The organism is Methanosarcina hadiensis (assembly GCF_046529725.1).
In the GTDB taxonomy this organism is placed as follows: domain Archaea; phylum Halobacteriota; class Methanosarcinia; order Methanosarcinales; family Methanosarcinaceae; genus Methanosarcina; species Methanosarcina hadiensis.
Genome location: NZ_CP136241.1, coordinates 2,724,138 through 2,742,427 on the forward strand (window position 1 = coordinate 2,724,138; position 18,290 = coordinate 2,742,427).

Below are 18,290 nucleotides of genomic sequence, written 5' to 3' on the forward strand. Positions count from 1 at the left end.
CAGACATATATTTGCAGGTTAAGAAGGAGAATAAGATAGACAGAAAAAATCGGGTCATGAAAAAAGTGGCCAGTGTAGTGTAATTAATTAGTTTCCTGACTATTATCCTTCATTTAAATTACCAGTTTTTCTTCAAAGTAAGCCTCATATCCACCGCAAAAGCTCCTTTCCCTTCTTCCAGAACCATCAGGGGGTTAATCTCAAACTCCTCAATCCCCGGAAAATCACAGACAAGCCTTGAAACTCTTAAAATGGCATCCACCAGAGCGTCAATATCCGAAGGCTTTGCGCCCCGCGCTCCGGCAAGAAGAGGATAAGCTTTAATCCCTGTAACCATCTCCCTGGCTTCCTTTTCATTCACAGGGGCAATGGCAAACCTCACATCCTTAAGTATTTCCACATAAACCCCGCCAAGCCCGAACATCAGCATAGGCCCGAAAGTCGGATCGCGGATCATCCCGATAATCACTTCTCTTCCACCTGAGAGCATAGGCTGCATCTGAAAACCTTCAATGACTGCATCCGGCCTCTTATCCGGAATACTTTCCATCATTTCCCGATAAGCAGCTTTTACTTCATCTTCGTTTTGAAGAGAAAGCCTTATGCCGCCTACATCTGATTTATGGGAAATTTGCGGGGAGATAACCTTCATTACAAGCGGATAACCAACCTCATCTGCGGCTTTTACGGCTTCTTCCTCAGTACTGGCAAACACAGTTTTTACCACAGGAATATCATATGCTGTCAGAATGCCCATAGATTCCAGACCCAGTGCTCGCCGCCCATCATCCCGTGCAATTTTAAAAATTTCAGCCGCTAAAGCTCTATCCGGACCTGATTCCGGAAAGACCATATCTACCTGCTTCATACTCATATGATATCCTCAGAACAGTTATTCTTTAAGATGAATAATTTCATTCATAAGTTAAAAGTTATGAGTTCTTAACCTCGGATCGAAAAAAGTTTACTTTAGTTCTCCTGAGTGAGTTTTGCTTCAAAAATTCAGAGTATAACCTCTTGAGCAGAGTTACTGCTATAACTGATAAATTAGTCTTATAAATTAGTCCTTTCGAGTGAAGCTCACTTCAATAGCCATGAATTAGTCCTCTTGAGCGAAGCGAAAAGGACAGCGGGCTCAAGAAACGCAATTCTTGTAGGACAGCGGGCTCAAGAAACGCAATTCTTGTAGGACAGCGGGCTCCCGAGACGGGACTCGGGCGAAAAAGGAGAATAAAAGGCAAAGGAAAATTCCTTTACCCTCAGACATTTATGGATGCCCGTAACTTGACTTCGGTCTCACAGATTTCTTTTGTGTCCCTTGCAATTGTAAGTTCTTCATTGGTCGGGATGACAAGTATCCTTATTTTCGAATCCGGGGTGGCGATATCGATTTCCTGGCCCCTGATTTTGTTCTTTTCCTGATCGATCTTTATGCCAAAGTTTTCAAGGCCGGAAAGGATTCTATTCCTGATGGTTGCGCTGTTTTCTCCGATGCCTGCGGTAAAGACAATCGCATCCGGGTAGTCGAGAACAGCTGAATATTCGCCTATGACTTTCTTGACCTTGTATGAGAAGACTTCGAGGGCAAGTTCGGCTCTCTCATTGCCATTGGAAGCTGCTTCGTCAAGTACTCTGAAGTCGTTGCTGACTCCGGAGACTCCAAGTACACCGGATTTTTTGTTCATAAGGGTGTCAACTTCCCTGGTTGACAGTCCTTCTTTTTCCATCATGAAAGGAACGACTGCGGGGTCAATGGAACCGCACCTGGTACCCATCGCAACACCTTCAAGCGGGGTAAAGCCCATGGTAGTCTCAATGGATTTTCCGCCTTTAACAGCCGCAATGCTTGAACCGTTCCCCATGTGGCAGGTTATGATCTTGGTCTCTTCTATGGGCTTTCCGAGCATAGCAGCTGCCCTTTTGGAAACGTATAAGTGAGAGGTACCGTGGAAACCGTATTTCCTGATCCCGTATTTTTCATACATCTCGTATGGCAGAGCATAGATGTAGGCATACTTGGGTAACGTTGTGTGGAAAGTAGTGTCAAAAACAGCAACATTGGGGACCCCAGGCATGAGCTCAATAGCTGCTTCTATCCCCATCATATTTGGTGGGTTGTGCAGAGGAGCGAGTTCAAAGGTGTCCCTGATAGCCTTTTCCACTTCTTCGTCGATTAAAACCGAACTGGTGAATTTTTCACCACCATGCACGACCCTGTGCCCTACAGCGTTGATTTCACTCACGCTTTTGATGACACCGTATTCAGGGTCGAGAAGGGTAGCAATGGCTGCATGCAGAGCGATTTTGTGGTTCGGATAGTCCTGGTGTTCTGCAGTATACTTCTTGCCGTCGAACCTCTTCATTGTAATTATACCATCTGTAAAAGTTACTCTCTCAACGAGACCTGTTGCGAGCACCGATTCGGTAGCCATATCAATTAACTGATATTTGAGAGACGAGCTTCCACAATTTATAACCAGTACTTTCATTTGTAAACCCCATTTAAATCTTACTTTTTAGTTACATTTAGAGTTTCCGGATAAAATATTAATATTTATGAAAGTTAATATAACGCTTCCGAAACGTTTTCGATTATTTGTCCTGCGCTGCTGCCTGCACACAGGTAATTGCAACGGCACCGACAACGTCTTCGTCACTGCAGCCTCTGGACAGGTCATTAATTGGTTTTGCCAGTCCCTGAGTGATAGGACCATAAGCTTCGGCTTTGGCAAGTCTCTGGGCAATCTTGTATGCAATGTTTCCAGCGTTCAGGTCAGGGAAGATAAAGACATTGGCTTTGCCTGCAACAGGGCTTCCGGGAGCCTTTGAAGCTGCAACTTTGGGGACGATTGCTGCGTCTACCTGAAGTTCACCATCGATTGCTACATCAGGGGCAAGCTCCTGTGCAAGCTTTGTAGAAGCGATTGTAGCCTCGGTCAGTTTACTGCGAGCGCTTCCCTTGGTGGAGTAAGAAAGCATTGCAACGTATGGTGTGTCCTCTACCAGAAGCTCGAAGGTCTTTGCAGAGCTTACAGCAATATTTGCAACATCTTCTACACTTGGCATTTCGACCATACCAGAGTCAGCAAAGAGGAAAGTCCCGTTGGACCCATATTCACAGTCAGGTACGGCAATGATAAAGAAAGCGGATGCAAGAGCTGCGCCAGGAGCGGTCTTCACTATCTGGACAGCAGGCCTCAGGGTATCCGAAGAAGAGTGAGCAGCTCCTGATACTACTCCGTCCACTTCTCCCATTTTAGTCATCATAACAGCGAAATACATGTTGTCCTTCATGATTTCAGCTGCACTTTCTGGTGTGACACCCTTATGCTTTCTCATTTCGTAGAAAGTGTTGACGAATTCGTCTTTTCTCTCATAAGTTTCAGGATCTACAATTCTTGCTTTAGAGATATCCAGATCTCCTGCAAGTGCCTTGATCTCAGCCTCTTTACCAATAAGGACAACATTTGCAATACCTCTTTCGAGGATCTTTGCAGTTGCCTGGATGATCCTTATATCGTCAGTTTCAGGTAAAGCAATTGTTTTATTGAGCTTTTTTGCTCTTTCACTTATTTTATCTAAGAATGTTACCAATCAACCAACCTCCTATAATAATTAGAGTAATTAACTTAGCTGGCTTTTGATATATAAATTTACGTAAAAAGCATAGAAGGATATATAAAAATGAAAAATATATATTTCCCGAACCAGCATATATACTGATGTTCAATTATTTATCCTAAAATATATGAAGATTGAAGACAGTTTCTGTCGAAATTTGCTTTACTTCAAAGATCTTTTAGAATATTCTGAAGATTTATTATGAATATAAATGATAAATTGATATAAAAGAATTCCGGAATGAAACGAATGAAAATATTGGGAATTTCAGGCAGCCCGCGAAAGGGCCAGAATTGTGAGAGAATGATTGCAGCCTCTCTTGAAGTTGCAAAAGAGAAGGGATTTGAAACGGACACGGTCTTTATATCTACTTCGGAGGTAGCTCCCTGCAAAGCCTGCGGAGCCTGCAGAGAAAAAGACTGCTGTGTGATTGAGGACAGTATGGAAGAAATTTATGAGAAAATGAGAGTAGCAGACGGTATAATTGTTGCAGCTCCCGTTTACATGGGGAATTACCCTGCCCAGCTTAAAGCCCTTTTTGATAGGAGCGTCCTGCTTCGCCGCAAAGATTTTGCACTTAAAAATAAAGTAGGAGCAGCTCTTTCGGTTGGAGGTTCAAGAAACGGAGGACAGGAAAAGACCATTCAGGCCATACATGACTGGATGCATATTCACGGAATGATCGTGGTTGGAGACAATTCACATTTCGGCGGAATAACATGGAACCCGGCAGAAGAAGATACGGTCGGGATGCAGACGGTTACCGAGACTGCAAAAAAACTCTGTGATGTCCTGGAGCTTATTAAGAAAAATGGATGAATTACGGAAGATAGAACTAAATTAAGACAAAAATAAAAATGAAAGAAAAAAATGGACTTCTGGAAAATAAACTGGTAAAAACACAGTTATAAGGCGGTCAAAACACAGTTATTTAGTTTAGAAAGATACATTTAAATAAGTGCTGGAAATCTTCTGGGCAGAAAAAAGGAATTCAGGCAGAATAAATCCGAAGCCCTGAAGATTTATTTTTTTAAAAAATGTTTGAAGCTTGAAAAAAGTCTCCAAGAGGCGCAAACGTTTGGAAGTTAAACCAGAGTCCAGATTCAGGTTCCGTAACATAAAGGAATACCCAAGGCTAACCGAATATATCGCCCGGTTTGATACCGAAGTCACCAGAGTTAACTCAATTGCTATTTTAATAGGACTCCTGACAGGACTCGTTATAGGAGTTTATGACCGTGCTCTCGAGTACAGTAATACTCTTTTTGGAATGCAGCAGGGATTCTCTTTGCATGAATTCCCGCACTATTATGTAATGTTCATGCCTGCCCTCGGCGGACTGGTAGTAGGAACAATTTCTCACTTCTTTATAAAAAAGAAATACGGTGTAGGGGAGCTTATAGAAACTGTAACCCTGCGGGGTGCAAGGATTAAGCTTAAAGATGCTTTTCTGGATGTCTTTACTTCAATAATTACCATCAGTTCAGGAGGCGCCCTCGGGAAAGAAGCCCCGGGAGTTGTTGCAGGGGCAGGAACAGGCGCTCTTGTAGGGAAGATCCTGAAGAGCCCGGAAAGACAGCTTCAAACACTTCTGGGCTGCGGGGCTGCAGGTGGGATTGCAGCAGCTTTCAATGCCCCTCTTGCAGGTGTGGTTTTTGTAGTAGAAGTAATATACGGGGAGCTCGAAACAAAGACATTCATCCCTATAGTTATTTCCTCTGTTTTTGCAACCCTTGTCTCAAACACGCTTTTCGGAGTAGAGACTATCCAGATCTCTTCCTTTCAGCTGGTCAGCCCCTATAAAGAACTGGGGCTATGTCTTGTTCTGGGGCTTCTTGCAGGGATTATCTCTACAATCTTGATTAAGGTACTTTATTACATACAGGATATTTTTTCGGGAATTCCCCTTCATCCGGTGTTCAAGCCTGCGCTTGGAGGGCTTGCACTGGGTGCAATAGGTCTCTTTTATCCCCGGGTTCTAGGGATGGGGTATAACGTTATTATGGATGCCCTGAATAGCAATCTTGCCTTTAGCCTTCTGCTGATCCTGCTTGTCCTGAAGATCCTTGCCTTTTCCCTGACTCTGGGTTCGGGAGGTTCGGGAGGGGTGATTGCACCCGCCCTTTTTACAGGCGCAATGTTAGGCGGAGCCTTCGGAACAGCTGCAAACATTATCTTCCCCGGAACGATAGCAGAGTCAGGAGCCTATGCTATGATAGGGATGGGAGCGGTTTTTGCAGGAACGGCAAGGGCTCCCCTTACTGCTATTCTGATTCTGTTTGAGATGACCAGAGATTATAGCCTCATTCTTCCTCTCATGTTTTCCTGCGTCCTGAGCAATGTAATGTCCAATGCCCTGCATTCCGAATCTATTTTCACGGAAGGGCTGAGAAGAAAAGGGTTCAAAATCAGGAAAGGCAGGGAAGTTGATATCATGGGGTCCATGATTGTAAAGGACGCCATGGTTACACACGTCCAGACTGTTTCGGAAGAGAAAAATGTAGGAACACTTATCGCACTCATGCAGGCAAGCCGCCATGCCGGTTTTCCGGTGCTTGATTCAAAAGGCAAACTTTCGGGGATAGTGACGCTTTCGGACCTCCGGAGCAAAGTAAAGTATGGAGAAGTTGATAAAAAAATAGGTGATATCTCTACCCGCAATGTAGAAGTCGCCTATCCTGACGAAACTCTTGAAACCGTCCTCAAACGCCTTGGCTCAAAGCAAATAGGCAGAATCCCTGTCGTGGACCGCCAGGACAATACAAAGCTACTCGGTCTCATTACCCGAAGCGACGTCGTAAATTCATATAATAAGAAAGTGATCGAGAAAGTCCGGGACACTGAATAATCGCCAACAGTCGAAATACAGGAATTTAAAAGAAGTAAACAAAGTCATCAATTCCTGGAAATATTTCCTCAGTATGGTAGCTTTTTTGTAGGACGCGATTTATAGTTACATAGGGAAGATGAATGAAGCACTGATGGGGTAAAAGGCTTCATACTTCTGTTTCAAACTACGGATTAACTAAATAAAGGGGTATTGGGGAAATGACAAAACATAATCCTACCAAGATTACTGCAGAACCGGGAAAGCAAGAGATCATTATCATGAGGGAATTTGACGCTCCGCGAGAGCTGGTTTTTAAAGCATTTACAGACCCGGATCTTTATACACAATGGATCGGACCAAGGGAACTCACAACATCTCTTGAAACATTTGAATCGAGAAATGGCGGGTCATGGCGGTATATCCAGAAAGATCCGGAAGGCAATGAGTATGCATTCCATGGGGTAAACCACGAGGTTGCAGAACCTGAAAGAATAATCAGTACCTTTGAGTTTGAAGGGCTTCCGGAAAAAGGGCATGTCATCCTTGACACAACAAGATTTGAATCGTTGCCAGGTAACAGGACAAAACTAACATCTCACTCTGTCCTGCAGTCGGTTGAAGACCGCGATGGTATGCTCCAGTCAGGCATGGAAGAAGGTATCAATGATTCTTATGACCGCCTTGATGAGATGCTGGAAAGGATGCTAAAATAAACTTCCGTTAATAATACTTCACTGGAATAAAAACTATTCAAAATAATAAATCCGGAGAAAAATACATGCAAAAAATCACCCCGTTTTTATGGTTCGACAGCCAGGCTGAAGAGGCGGTTAACTTCTATATCTCCGTTTTCAAGAATTCAAAAATACTAACCACGGTGCGCTACGGAGAAGCAGAGCCCGGACCGAAAGGTGCTGTGATGTCCATGACATTCCAGCTTGAAGGACAGGAATTCATTGCGTTGAACGGCGGTCCGGAGTTTACTTTCTCTCCAGCCATATCGTTCTTCATTAACTGCGAGACGCAGGAAGAAGTAGATGAGTTGTGGGAGAAGCTCTCCGAGGGCGGAGAAAAACAGGGACCTGCATGGGTTAAAGACAGATACGGCGTTTCATGGCAAATAGTTCCCACTATTCTCGGAGAACTGTTAAGCGACCCTGATCCTGAGAAATCGAGAAGAGTCATGGACGCAATGCTCCAGATGGATAAAATTGACATAGAAAAACTGAAGCAGGCACATAAGGGACAATAAACTAAAAGGAATTAAAAAGATGAGTAAGAACAATACACAGCAGCCGCCTGAACCTCATCCTGCACTCAGGCTCCTTGAAGGGCTTGTCGGCACGTGGAGTATAAGTGGTCGTACTCTTGATTCTAAAACGGATAATGTATCTGCACTCACTGTTTTTAAATGGCTGCCGGGAGAATTCTTTTTAAAACAGAATTTCGAGGCTGATTTTATGGGCATGAAGATTCAGAGCCTTGAACTCATTTACTACAATCCGGAAAATGATACTTATCCTTCACTTGTCTATTCCAATCTGGCAGGAATTCCGATTCCATACAGATATGACGTCAGGGGCAAAGATGTGATAATCACGACGGATCTTGCCGGAGGGGCGAAAATGACAGGAAAAATAAGCGAGGATGGGAATACATTCTCCGGAGGATGGAGGCCAAACCCGGGCAAAGAAGATTTCGGGAATGTAGCTTATGATTTTGTCGGAACCAGGGTACAATAGATCCTTTTCATGCAGACTTGTCCATGGTTTGCAAGCAAGCCTCGAACCAGGCATGCCTGGAATAAATGGCTACAGATTTAATATAGCTTCGGGGAAAAGTTATGAAAACCAATGATCAGAGAATATCACCGTGCTTGACCTTCAATCACCAGGCCGAAGAGGCAGCAAATTTCTACGTTTCTATTTTCTCTGCCGTATTTGAAAATTCGAAGGTTTTGAATATTGCTCGCTTTAGCAAAGAAGAACTTGAGGCTCTTTCGTACTTACCCGAAGATATTCGACCCGGACCTGCAGGCAGTGTGAGGACCGTTAGATTCCTGCTCAATGGACAGGAAATTGAAGCGGTTAATGGGGGAAAATTTTTCAATTTCTGTGAAGGTATGTCGCTTTATGTCAGATGCAAGACTCAGGAGGAGATAGACTGGCTCTGGGAAAAGCTGTCTGAAGGCGGGGAGAAAAGCCAATGCGGCTGGCTTAAAGATAAATACGGAGTGTCGTGGCAGATTGCACCTGCCATTGTAGACGAGATGCTGAATGATCTTGACCCTGAGAAATCAAACAGGGTAATTATTGCAATTTATGGGATGAAAAAATACGATATCGAAGCCCTGAAGAGGGCATATGAAGGACAATAAACTGAACAGGATTTGGAGGAGGAGATTTGTTATGCAGACAATAGGCATAATCACTCAATACACTGTTGTAGTCACACCAGAACTTGAGGAGTGTAAGGATTTTTATATCCAGAACTTCGGTTTTGATATCGTTTTTGAGTCCGACTGGTATGTGCAACTGAAGCAAGAAAACGGTACTGAACTGGGATTTATGAAGCCTGATCTCTCTAACCAGCCCGGGTTTCTTCATGCTGGATTTAACGGAAAAGGCATTATTTTTACCTTCGAAGTAAAAGATGCAAAAAAAGAGTATGAGAAAGCCAGAAAGATAGAAGGCTTAAAAATTATATTCCCATACACAGAGGAAGAATGGGGACAGAAACACTTTATGCTTGAAGACCCTGCTGGCACGTTTGTGGATATTGTCCAGCAGCTTTCTTAAAAAACTTTGCTGCAAAAGAGCAAAATAGTTTGTGATTTTTTCTTTAAGTTAGAATATATAATTGGTACATAATTGGGGATTTTTAATGATGACAGATTCAACCAAAGGACAGGTTTCGTATATAAATCCGGATGGACTGCCCAAGAACCCGGCGTTTACCAACGTAATTGTCGTAACCGGCCAGGTAAAAACGATTTACATTGGAGGGCAGGACGCAGTAGATGCTTCCGGAGCAATTGTTGGAAAAGGTGATATCAAAAAGCAAACTGAGCAGGTCCTGGCCAACCTGCAAACGGCGCTGAAAGCTGGAGGCGCTGAACTGGAGCATGTAGTCAAATGGAACTTATACGTAGTCCAGGGGCAACCTCTCCAGGCAGGCTTTGAAGCATTCCAGCAATTCTGGGGTCAAAGATCCAATCCTCCAGCCATTACCATGGCCTTTGTATCGGAATTGGCAAACCCGGATTTCCTGGTAGAGATAGATGCCATTGCCGTTGTGCCTCAGAAGTGACCCTATAAATAGAAATATTATACTGTACGCGAATACTTGATAGCGATGGTCCGGGAAAGACTAATAGATTCTCATGAACGCCTCAGAGATTCCCAAACTGCGTCTTCATAATACTGGCTTAAATAATTCTCCATTTAAAAGCCCAGCAGATGCGGTTTCGCATTCAGGTGTACTTCAGGCACAGGACTTTGCTGCTGCTAAATGGTCGCTCGGGCTCCGTATTAAAGATTCAACCGATAAAGACATTGAAGAAGCCTTCAATGAAGGCAAGATATTGCGCACACATGTAATGCGTCCTACCTGGCATTTTGTCGTGCCGGAAGATATCCGCTGGATGCTTGAATTAACTGCACCGCGAGTGAAAACATTACTTGCGCATTACAATAAGAAACTCGAACTCGATGACGCGCTGTTTGCCAGAAGCAACGCTGCAATCACCAGAGCCTTGCAGGATCATACATACCTTACCCGGCAAGAGCTGAAAACAGTGCTGGCAAATACAGGTATCGAGACCGATGTCCAGCGCCTGGCTCACATTATAATGTGGGCGGAACTGGAGGGGTTAATTTGCAGCGGACCAAAGCGTGGAAAACAATTTACCTATGCACTTCTGGAAGAGCGCGTGGAAAAGGCAAAAAAACTGAGTCGAGAACAGGCTCTTTCCAGACTTGCACTCAACTATTTTAGGAGTCATGGGCCAGCCCAGTTAAAGGACTTTTCATGGTGGTCTGGGCTTACCGTTAAAGACGCGAAAAATGCCATTGAATTAATCAAACCGAAACTGGAGCAAGTGACACTGGACGGTAAAACGTACTGGTTCTCTGCCCGCGCAGAAATAACAGCACAAGAATCGTTATCCGCATTTTTACTATCAATTTACGATGAGTATATTATTGCCTACAAGGACAGAAGTGATATCAGTGAGGCACGCAAGATCGAAAAAATGATCTCAATGGGCAATGCTTTGACTGCAGTTATCATTTTGGATGGCAAATTAGCAGGCACCTGGAATAAAGCTTTGAAAAAAAGCAGGGTCGAAATCAGGCTAAATCCGTTTCGAGAACTGGGTAAAGATGAGCAAGAGGCATTAGAATCAGAGGTTGCCCGATATGGGAAGTTTGTCGGACTCCCTGCAGTTGTCGTTAAATAATGTTCTTAAGTAATCTACTTCCAGGTTATCGTTAAATAATCTTCTTTAAGTAATCTACAACACGTGGCAGCGCTGCGGAGATCGGAAGATAGAATTTCCAGAAATTTCTGAGATTATCCTGCCTGCCGGAAACTATCTTTGAACCTTTGAGGTGTTCAGCAAGGACTAAAAATATATTACTGGTCGTTAGCAACAGCAAGAAGGCAGTCAGTGTGAGTTTCACATCAATTCCCTGCAACTTCTTTTATTACGATCTCATGGGGACTACCGGGTAAATGTCATCTCCCACCACCCGAGTTATACAACCTTTTCCTGTTTGCCGTACTCACCATGATGAGTTATATGTGATTGTGTATGTATTTCCTTTATCGTTGTGGGGTTTATTCATTTGTATCAGGTTAGCTTATCCTGCGGTATCTTTAAGTTGGATATATGGCAGTGGCAAAACCCACTGCGGTCATCAAGGTAATGAATATCAAATTTTAGCTCAATGCCGGTTTTGATTGAACAATAGCTAGCAGTAGTCAACAAAAAAGCAGAAAAATGATTTATATGAAAATTTTACCTGACAATTAATTGCATGAGGTTTATTATATGGTACACAGGCAATTCCCGATAAATGACCCGGAGCGCCGGAAATGGCAGGACCCGGAAAAGATCTTGACTGATATTGGCCTGAAGCGGGGTATGACATTTGTGGACGTAGGATGCGGCGATGGATACTTTTCCATACCTGCAGCCAGGATGGTAGGGCAGGAAGGAAAAGTGATCGCAATAGATATCGACAAAGGTTCCGTAATGCGGCTCCAGCAGAAGGCAGCGGAAGAAGGATTCGAAAATCTATCAGCCGAAGCGCATGCTGCGGAGGAAACTATCGCCTGTAAGGGATGTGCCGATTTTGTTTTCTTTGGGATAGATCTCCATGATTTTGCTGACCCGGCACAGGTCATAAGGAATGCCGGGCAGATGCTCCGACCATCAGGACTGCTAGTCGACCTTGATTGGAAACCCGAGCCCATGTCATTCGGCCCGCCACTGGAAAAGAGATTCTCCATCGGTAAAGCCCAGCAACTGATCGAGTCTGCCGGGTTCCATACAACTTCTGTAAATGAGGCTGGACCGTATCATTACATAATCATTGCCAGGCTGTAAGGAACGGCGTCAAGGCAACCCACGTAACCGATTATAGACCTCACTTTGTCACATGTATTACCGCCCCTGGAGAATAGTCGCTGCACATCCAGCTATTCCCTACATTGAAATACCTTTGCATGAATTCAAGCAATGGTAGAGTTTGATGGCTACTACCGGAGAATATTCAATCGGTTTACCGCCTGTGCAGGTTATAGTGAACGAATTACTGACTAAAAAGAAAAAATATAGCAGAAAAAACCCATTACCTATTCCCTGAAATATAGAGTAATGGAAATAGATAAAACCGAAATAATAGTCTGGCAGGCATTGTCCTGGCCAAGTACGATAATTCATACTCACACAATCAACGGGGACATTCATGACTATGGATTGGCGGTAGGCAAAACCGATGAAGGTATTCCGTTTGCTATGGAGTATGAAGTTGCACTGACCGAGGACTGGGATATTAAAGAGGTGTCGATTAAATCATTACTGGATGAGCGCGTTATTAAGCTCGTGCGCAGGGGGGACAGGTGGTACGATGGCGAAGGTAAGCACCTGGCCGGGTTTGATGGTGTGGGACTGGTAGATATTTCGATTTCTCCGTTTACGAACACGTTGCCAATCAGGAGGCTGCAGTTTGAGGGAGAGAGAACGCAAAAAGTAGACGTAATTTACTTTGACGAAAACAAATTTTCGATATCTCGGCTGCAGCAAATTTACAGCAGGGTGAATGAGCGGATCTATCGATACCAGGATATTTTACTGCCCGATTTTGTGTCCGATATTACGGTGGACAGTGAAGGGCTGGTGATGGATTTCCCTAAAATGTTCAAACGCGTCTGATAATGGCAAATAAGATAGGCTGTCCAGGAGACCAGAACCATGAACACAAATGAACTACCAAAAGGGTCGCCTTTAAAATTTTTTTTATTGATTTTCGCTCTTTCTATCCCGTTCTGGCTGATCGGAGGGAGACCACTGCCTCTTCCGATAAATCTTCCTGTGAGTGCGTTTATGTTTGTTTGCCCGCTAATTGCGGCCTCGATCCCTCTATATAAAGAACGGAAACCTGGCGGAATAAAGAAGTTATTAAAGAAAACACTCGATTATAGAAAAATAAAAAGAAAGGTCTGGTATCTGCCTATCTTTTTTTTAATGCCGATGATTATGCTGCTCTCTTACTGGGTAATGCGTTTTACGGGACGCCCACTCTCCGAACTGCATATTCCGTTTCTGGCAATCCCTCTGTTTTTTATCATGTTCTTTATCCCCGCTGTATGCGAAGAGGCTGGCTGGATGGGATATGCTTCTGGTCCCATGATGTATCGCAGGAGCGCATTAAAAGCTGGAATTATTATGGGATCTGTATGGGGGGCATGGCATTTCATTGGGTGGTACTTTCAAACCCATCATACTCTAACATGGACTGCAGGACAATTTCTATCTACGGTAGCACTTCGAATTATTATCTTCTGGATCTACAACAATACAGGAAGAAGCGTGTTTGCAGCAGTTCTATTTCACGACATGATGAATGTCAGCGAGTTTCTATTCCCAAATTATGGCTCACATTACGACCCGGTTGTTACCGGAACGATTACAGCAATTGTTGCAGGGATCGTGACCTTGCTATGGGGACCAGAAACATTAGCCCGATTCAGATATGCCCGACCATCGGCCTGAGATCATTATACAAACATCTGCTGGGAAGAATAAGAAGCTATTTTATAACAGGATGAGTATAAAAAATATAGAGTAAAAATCAAAAGCAGAATACTTCTACAGGACTTTAAAAGCAAAAGGGGGGCGTATCAGGATGACAAGCATACCTGGTGAAAGAAATGACAGCTACAGGAGTGGCTATGCTTCCGTTAACGGGCTCAGGATGTATTATGAAATTCACGGCACTGGCAGTCCACTTGTCCTGCTTCACGGCTCCCTGACAACAATTGACACCTCTTTCGGGAGGATTCTCCCATCCCTCGCAAAGACAAAGCAGGTAATCGCAGTAGAGCAGCAGGGACACGGGCATACTGCAGACATTGACCGCCCGTTGACGTATGAGCAGATGGCTGAGGACACAACCGGGCTTCTCAAGCAGCTCGGGATAGAAAAAGCCGACTTCCTTGGATACAGTATGGGAGGTGCTATCGCCCTGCAAATTGCTATCAAGCATCCGGACCTGGTACGCAAACTCGTGGCTGTTTCTGTTTCATACAGTAATGATGGGCTTTACCCCGAAATACTCGAAGGAGAAGAGAAAATGAAGCCTGAGGATCTCGACGGAACGGAATTACAAAAAGCTTACGAGAGAATTGCACCGAATCCGGAGAACTGGCACACATTGATTGAGAAAGAAAAGCAACTTACACGGGAATTTAAGGGCTGGACGCCTGATGAGGTTCAGGCAATCAGAGCTCCCGCACTGATCATGATAGGTGATTCCGATATCATCCGCCCTGAACACGCAGTTGAAATATTCCGGCTGCTCGGAGGAGGAGTAGCAGGCGACCTCACCGGCCTTCCACGTTCACGGCTTGCCGTACTCCCGGGCACGACTCACGTTACAATGGTTGAACGCTCAGATTGGCTGCTCTCGATGGCAGAAGAATTTCTTGATTCGCCAGTACCGGAGATAAAGTGACTGAGTATTCTGGATGGATAAATGCAGCTCACAGTTCAGAAACCAGGAACAGCCCCCTGATAAAAAAGAAATCAGGAAAAGAAGCTATTTTAGAATAATGTGGGGGATCTCATGCAGGAGATTGGGATAAACGCATACGAAGGACTGGAAAACTACCTGAAAAATATAATACTTGAAGATAGAACAGATGAAGACGGGAAGCAAATACACAATTTTTATGTCGAACTCTCCGCAAGAGAAACATTACCAATCACACGAAGGCTTTTTGAAGAAAACCTTTCTCTGGTCCATGAATTCAAAATCTCACAGCTTATAGAAAAGGAAAAACATCTTATAATTTACGGAGAAGCAGGCTCGGGAAAAACAAGCTCTCTTAAGTGGCTGAATTCCACTTTTGCAAGAGGTTGCCTTGAGGGAAAAAAAGAGAACGTCCCATTGTATGTGGCTCTTGACTCTTATGTTAAGGGTTCATTCTATGATTTTTTGAAAACGAAAGCAAAGCAAAAAGGCATTTCCGGACCTGAATTCAGGAAATTACTTCAAGGCAAAGCATTACTGCTTCTGGACGGCCTGGACTTGCCTGTACCTTCCGAGAATTTTTCCCCACTTGAAGAGATTTCCAGTTTCATTTCCGATTATGAAGATTGCCGGTATGTTATTGCATCAAGACATGGGCCATCCGGGAGCATAAAAAGTACATTTGCAGTTTGTGAGCTTGAGAAGTTATCGGATGAAAAAATAGGGCTGTTTATAGAGAATTACGTCCCTAATAAAAGACAGGCAAAGCTTTTGAAAAGCAGAATCCTGAAAAAAATCGATTCATACCCTTTTCTCCGAAACCCTTCTTTGCTTCAATTGTTGACCAGTATTTCAATCGCTCAAGTGGATAGTGAAGAAGAGAAAAGATCCGGCAAAGAGCTTATTTTTTCTGATCCAGATTCAATTCCCTTCGATCATGCAAAACTTTATCAGGATTTCATTTCAGAGCTTGTCAGAAACTACAGGGTAAAAGAAGAGGCTTTCAGTACCGAAATCTCCTGCCCTGATAAAATAACAAATAAGGAAGAAGTAAGCCTCGAAAAGGAAGAAATTGAAAGTTTTCTATCGGAACTTGCATTTAAACTCCAGCGCGAAAAAAAGATTTCGTGTAAATACAGCTGTGCCTTTGAGCTGGCGGAAAACAATGTAAGAAACAATATGTCCGGCAGGACAGGGACTAAAAGAATGGATTCCGGAAAAATAGAGGCTAAAAAGATTATCAAGGCCTGTCTCAAACTAGGGCTTCTTACCAGAACCCGCTCTGAAATAAGGTTCGGAATAAACAGGTCTTTTCAGGAATATTTCGCGGCTTTAAAGCTAAAAACAGATCTTGAAAACGGAAAGGACATCCTGGAAGCATGCAGGCATCCGGAATGGGAAAATGTAGTAATTTTTACTTCAGAGATGGTAGAATCAGGAGACAAACTGGTAAACGCCATGATTTCAGGCGGAAATTTAGATCTTGCCTCGAAATGTATAGGAAGAGCCAGCCCTGAAATAAAAGAAAAATTATGCTCAGAGCTCGCTGCCAGGCTCGACAGTGAATATACAGTGGAGAAAATAAGGGCAATCCAGAGTCTTGGAAGTCTGGGTGCCTGCGGGATTAGAGCCAGTTCAAAAGTACTTGAAAACAAGGACATAGGGGTAAAAAGAGAAGCGGTAAGAACTCTTGGTAAAACGAAATCAGAGACGGCACTCACTCACCTTATGGCTGCACTTGGAGATGAGGACTACTCCGTGAGGATAGAAGCTGTAAAAGCTCTCAGTGTAATAGGGTCTGAAAAAGCGATTGAAATACTTACATATGCACTCCAGGACAGAAACAGGGCTGTCCGCCTGGAAGCTACGGACGCACTGGTGAAAATAGGGTCAAAAAAGGCGCTCGATATTCTTGTTCTGGCACTTGGTGCGAAAGACGATTTTGTCCGCTTTGGAGCTATAGGGGCCCTTGGCAGAGCAAATCCGCGTGAAGTGACAGATGCTCTTATAAAAGCGTTTCAGGAAGAAAATAAACTCGTTCGGCTGGGAGCGGCCGAGGCTCTGGGGCAAATGGGTTCGGAAAGAGCTGTTGAACCATTCCTGGCTGCCCTGCAGGATGAAGACGAATTTGTACGGTGGATGGCTACAAAAGCACTTGGTAAAATAAGATCAGATGAAGTTTCTGAGAAATTCACAAATGTACTTGGGGATAAAAGCCATTACGTCCGAAGGGAAGCAGCAAAGGCTCTCGGGACAGCAGGTTCTGAGAAAACACTTGATTATCTTGTTTCCGCACTTTCGGACGAAGACGAATTTGTAAGAAAAGCAGCGGCTGAAGCTCTTGGGGAGAGAGGGCCACAAATAGCAAACTCAGAAGCAGCGGCTGATGCGCTTGTAAATATGCTCCGCGACGAAAGCCATTTCGTCCGTCTGGAAGCAGCAAAAGCACTTGGAATGGCAAGGTTCAGGGAAGCTGTATACCCGCTTCTTTTTGTCCTGGGCGATGAAAACCGTTTTGTCCGAAAAGAGGCTGCAAAAGCACTGGGACAGCTGGAACCCGAAAGAGTCCTTGGGCTACTTATCCAGGCTCTGGAGTCAGAAAACCAGTTTGTTAGGCAGGGAGCAGTAAGGGCCCTTGGGCAGATAAATCCTGATGTAAGTACGGACAGGATATCGGATAAGGTTTTTGACTCTCTTGATAGTGCCCTGGAGGATGAGGATAAGCTTGTAAGGAGGGAAGCAGCCAGGTCCCTGGAAAATATATCCAGAAATATGCCTGAAAGAGCGTTTCAGTCTCTTATTAATGCACTTGCCGACGAAGATGATGAAGTAAGGAGGCTTCTTGCAGGAGTGCTGAAATATCTGGATTCCGAAAAAGCGGTTCCTCATCTTGTCAGCGCTCTTAGGTCCCAGGACCCGATAGTCAGGCGGTTTGCGGCTGAAGCCCTTGGAAAGACAGGGTCTGAAAAAGCCATTGAGCCCCTGATAAATACAATGCTTATTGATCCGATAGGATTTGTCAAAGGAGAAGCTGCCAGATCTCTTGGAAAAATAGGCTCCAGAAAAGCCATAGAGCCCCTCATTGACGCGCTTCTGGATGAAAATAACGAAGGAAAGTGGGGAGCCGCAGAATCCCTGGGCAGAATTAAAGCTGAGAGTGCAGTCGATCCTCTTATTCTTGCCCTTGGCGACAGGGATGATTTCACACGTCTGGCTGCTGCAAAGGCTCTCGGCAGGATAAAACCTAAAAAAGCTATCGAACCTCTGATCAATGCACTTTATGACTGGAACCGCTTTGTAAAAGCAGAAGCTGCCGGAGCTCTGATGAAAATATGCACAGAAGCAGATAAAGAGCGGCTGCAGGCTTTGCTTGATTCGGAAAACGAACTTGCAGCAAACCTTGCTTTTGAAATACTGGAAGAAATTGTAATGGAGGAATTATCAAAAGTCAGGCTATTTTCGGAGACGCAGTAGCTCCAAAAAGAGAACACATTTCAATGAAACAAACAGAATAATATAAAAAAGTCTGAAAAAAGATACTCCTTTAAAAAGACACTGGATTGAAAAAAGTTCATTTGAGA

18 protein-coding genes are annotated in these 18,290 nt (G+C 44.0%); 14 read left to right on the forward strand and 4 right to left on the reverse strand.

What is annotated here, in order from left to right:
- Window positions 1-118 precede the first annotated feature (118 nt).
- The 3 genes from RSJ42_RS11560 to pta form a co-directional block, all read right to left on the reverse strand.
- Window positions 119-874 (reverse strand): acetate--CoA ligase family protein, encoded by a 756-nt coding sequence (locus RSJ42_RS11560; RefSeq protein ID WP_410507435.1) that lies wholly within the window; start codon window positions 872-874, stop codon window positions 119-121.
- A 385-nt stretch (window positions 875-1,259) separates the two neighbouring features.
- The gene (locus tag RSJ42_RS11565) at window positions 1,260-2,489 is read right to left on the reverse strand and encodes an acetate kinase (protein WP_410507436.1); all 1,230 of its coding nucleotides are present in this window, start codon (window positions 2,487-2,489) and stop codon (window positions 1,260-1,262) included.
- Between the two features lie 103 nt (window positions 2,490-2,592).
- Entirely contained in the window at window positions 2,593-3,594 is a 1,002-nt protein-coding gene (gene pta, locus RSJ42_RS11570) for a phosphate acetyltransferase (protein WP_410507437.1), read from the reverse strand.
- A gap of 276 nt (window positions 3,595-3,870) precedes the next feature.
- Here pta and RSJ42_RS11575 point away from each other — a divergent pair, with 276 nt between their 5' ends.
- The 9 genes from RSJ42_RS11575 (at window position 3,871) to RSJ42_RS11615 (ending at window position 10,910) form a co-directional block, all read left to right on the forward strand.
- The gene (locus tag RSJ42_RS11575; protein ID WP_410507438.1) at window positions 3,871-4,440 is read left to right on the forward strand and encodes a flavodoxin family protein; all 570 of its coding nucleotides are present in this window, start codon (window positions 3,871-3,873) and stop codon (window positions 4,438-4,440) included.
- 259 nt (window positions 4,441-4,699) lie between these two features.
- Window positions 4,700-6,469: a chloride channel protein gene (locus tag RSJ42_RS11580; protein ID WP_410507439.1), complete on the forward strand. Its 1,770-nt coding sequence runs from the start codon at window positions 4,700-4,702 to the stop codon at window positions 6,467-6,469.
- Between the two features lie 200 nt (window positions 6,470-6,669).
- Window positions 6,670-7,164, forward strand: coding sequence for an SRPBCC family protein (locus RSJ42_RS11585; protein WP_410507440.1), 495 nt, complete (start codon window positions 6,670-6,672; stop codon window positions 7,162-7,164).
- 65 nt (window positions 7,165-7,229) lie between these two features.
- Entirely contained in the window at window positions 7,230-7,703 is a 474-nt protein-coding gene (locus RSJ42_RS11590) for a VOC family protein (protein ID WP_410507441.1), read from the forward strand.
- A 19-nt stretch (window positions 7,704-7,722) separates the two neighbouring features.
- Entirely contained in the window at window positions 7,723-8,193 is a 471-nt protein-coding gene (locus tag RSJ42_RS11595) for a DUF1579 family protein (RefSeq protein WP_410507442.1), read from the forward strand.
- Window positions 8,194-8,294: 101 nt separating this feature from the next.
- Complete coding sequence (locus tag RSJ42_RS11600; protein ID WP_410507443.1) at window positions 8,295-8,828, forward strand: VOC family protein; 534 nt, start codon at window positions 8,295-8,297, stop codon at window positions 8,826-8,828.
- 31 nt (window positions 8,829-8,859) lie between these two features.
- Window positions 8,860-9,249, forward strand: a complete 390-nt coding sequence (locus RSJ42_RS11605; RefSeq protein WP_410507444.1) for a VOC family protein — start codon at window positions 8,860-8,862, stop codon at window positions 9,247-9,249.
- 85 nt (window positions 9,250-9,334) lie between these two features.
- Entirely contained in the window at window positions 9,335-9,760 is a 426-nt protein-coding gene (locus RSJ42_RS11610) for a RidA family protein (RefSeq protein WP_410507445.1), read from the forward strand.
- A gap of 73 nt (window positions 9,761-9,833) precedes the next feature.
- Window positions 9,834-10,910, forward strand: coding sequence for a winged helix DNA-binding domain-containing protein (locus RSJ42_RS11615; RefSeq protein WP_410507446.1), 1,077 nt, complete (start codon window positions 9,834-9,836; stop codon window positions 10,908-10,910).
- A 31-nt stretch (window positions 10,911-10,941) separates the two neighbouring features.
- On the opposite strand, the gene RSJ42_RS11620 is transcribed toward RSJ42_RS11615, so the two are convergent.
- A complete protein-coding gene (locus RSJ42_RS11620; protein WP_410507447.1) occupies window positions 10,942-11,133 on the reverse strand; it encodes a hypothetical protein in 192 nt (63 codons plus the stop codon).
- A 371-nt stretch (window positions 11,134-11,504) separates the two neighbouring features.
- Between RSJ42_RS11620 and RSJ42_RS11625 the strand changes: the two genes are divergently transcribed.
- The 5 genes from RSJ42_RS11625 to RSJ42_RS11645 all read left to right on the forward strand — a co-directional run bounded on the left by RSJ42_RS11625 (window position 11,505) and on the right by RSJ42_RS11645 (window position 18,183).
- Entirely contained in the window at window positions 11,505-12,062 is a 558-nt protein-coding gene (locus RSJ42_RS11625; protein ID WP_410507448.1) for a class I SAM-dependent methyltransferase, read from the forward strand.
- A gap of 270 nt (window positions 12,063-12,332) precedes the next feature.
- Entirely contained in the window at window positions 12,333-12,890 is a 558-nt protein-coding gene (locus RSJ42_RS11630) for a putative glycolipid-binding domain-containing protein (RefSeq protein WP_410507449.1), read from the forward strand.
- Window positions 12,891-12,929: 39 nt separating this feature from the next.
- Window positions 12,930-13,730 carry a type II CAAX prenyl endopeptidase Rce1 family protein gene (locus RSJ42_RS11635; protein ID WP_410507450.1) on the forward strand — a complete coding sequence of 267 codons (801 nt, stop codon included), beginning with the start codon at window positions 12,930-12,932 and terminating at the stop codon, window positions 13,728-13,730.
- Between the two features lie 133 nt (window positions 13,731-13,863).
- The gene (locus tag RSJ42_RS11640; protein ID WP_410507451.1) at window positions 13,864-14,691 is read left to right on the forward strand and encodes an alpha/beta fold hydrolase; all 828 of its coding nucleotides are present in this window, start codon (window positions 13,864-13,866) and stop codon (window positions 14,689-14,691) included.
- 111 nt (window positions 14,692-14,802) lie between these two features.
- Window positions 14,803-18,183 (forward strand): HEAT repeat domain-containing protein, encoded by a 3,381-nt coding sequence (locus tag RSJ42_RS11645; RefSeq protein WP_410507452.1) that lies wholly within the window; start codon window positions 14,803-14,805, stop codon window positions 18,181-18,183.
- Window positions 18,184-18,290: the final 107 nt, after the last annotated feature.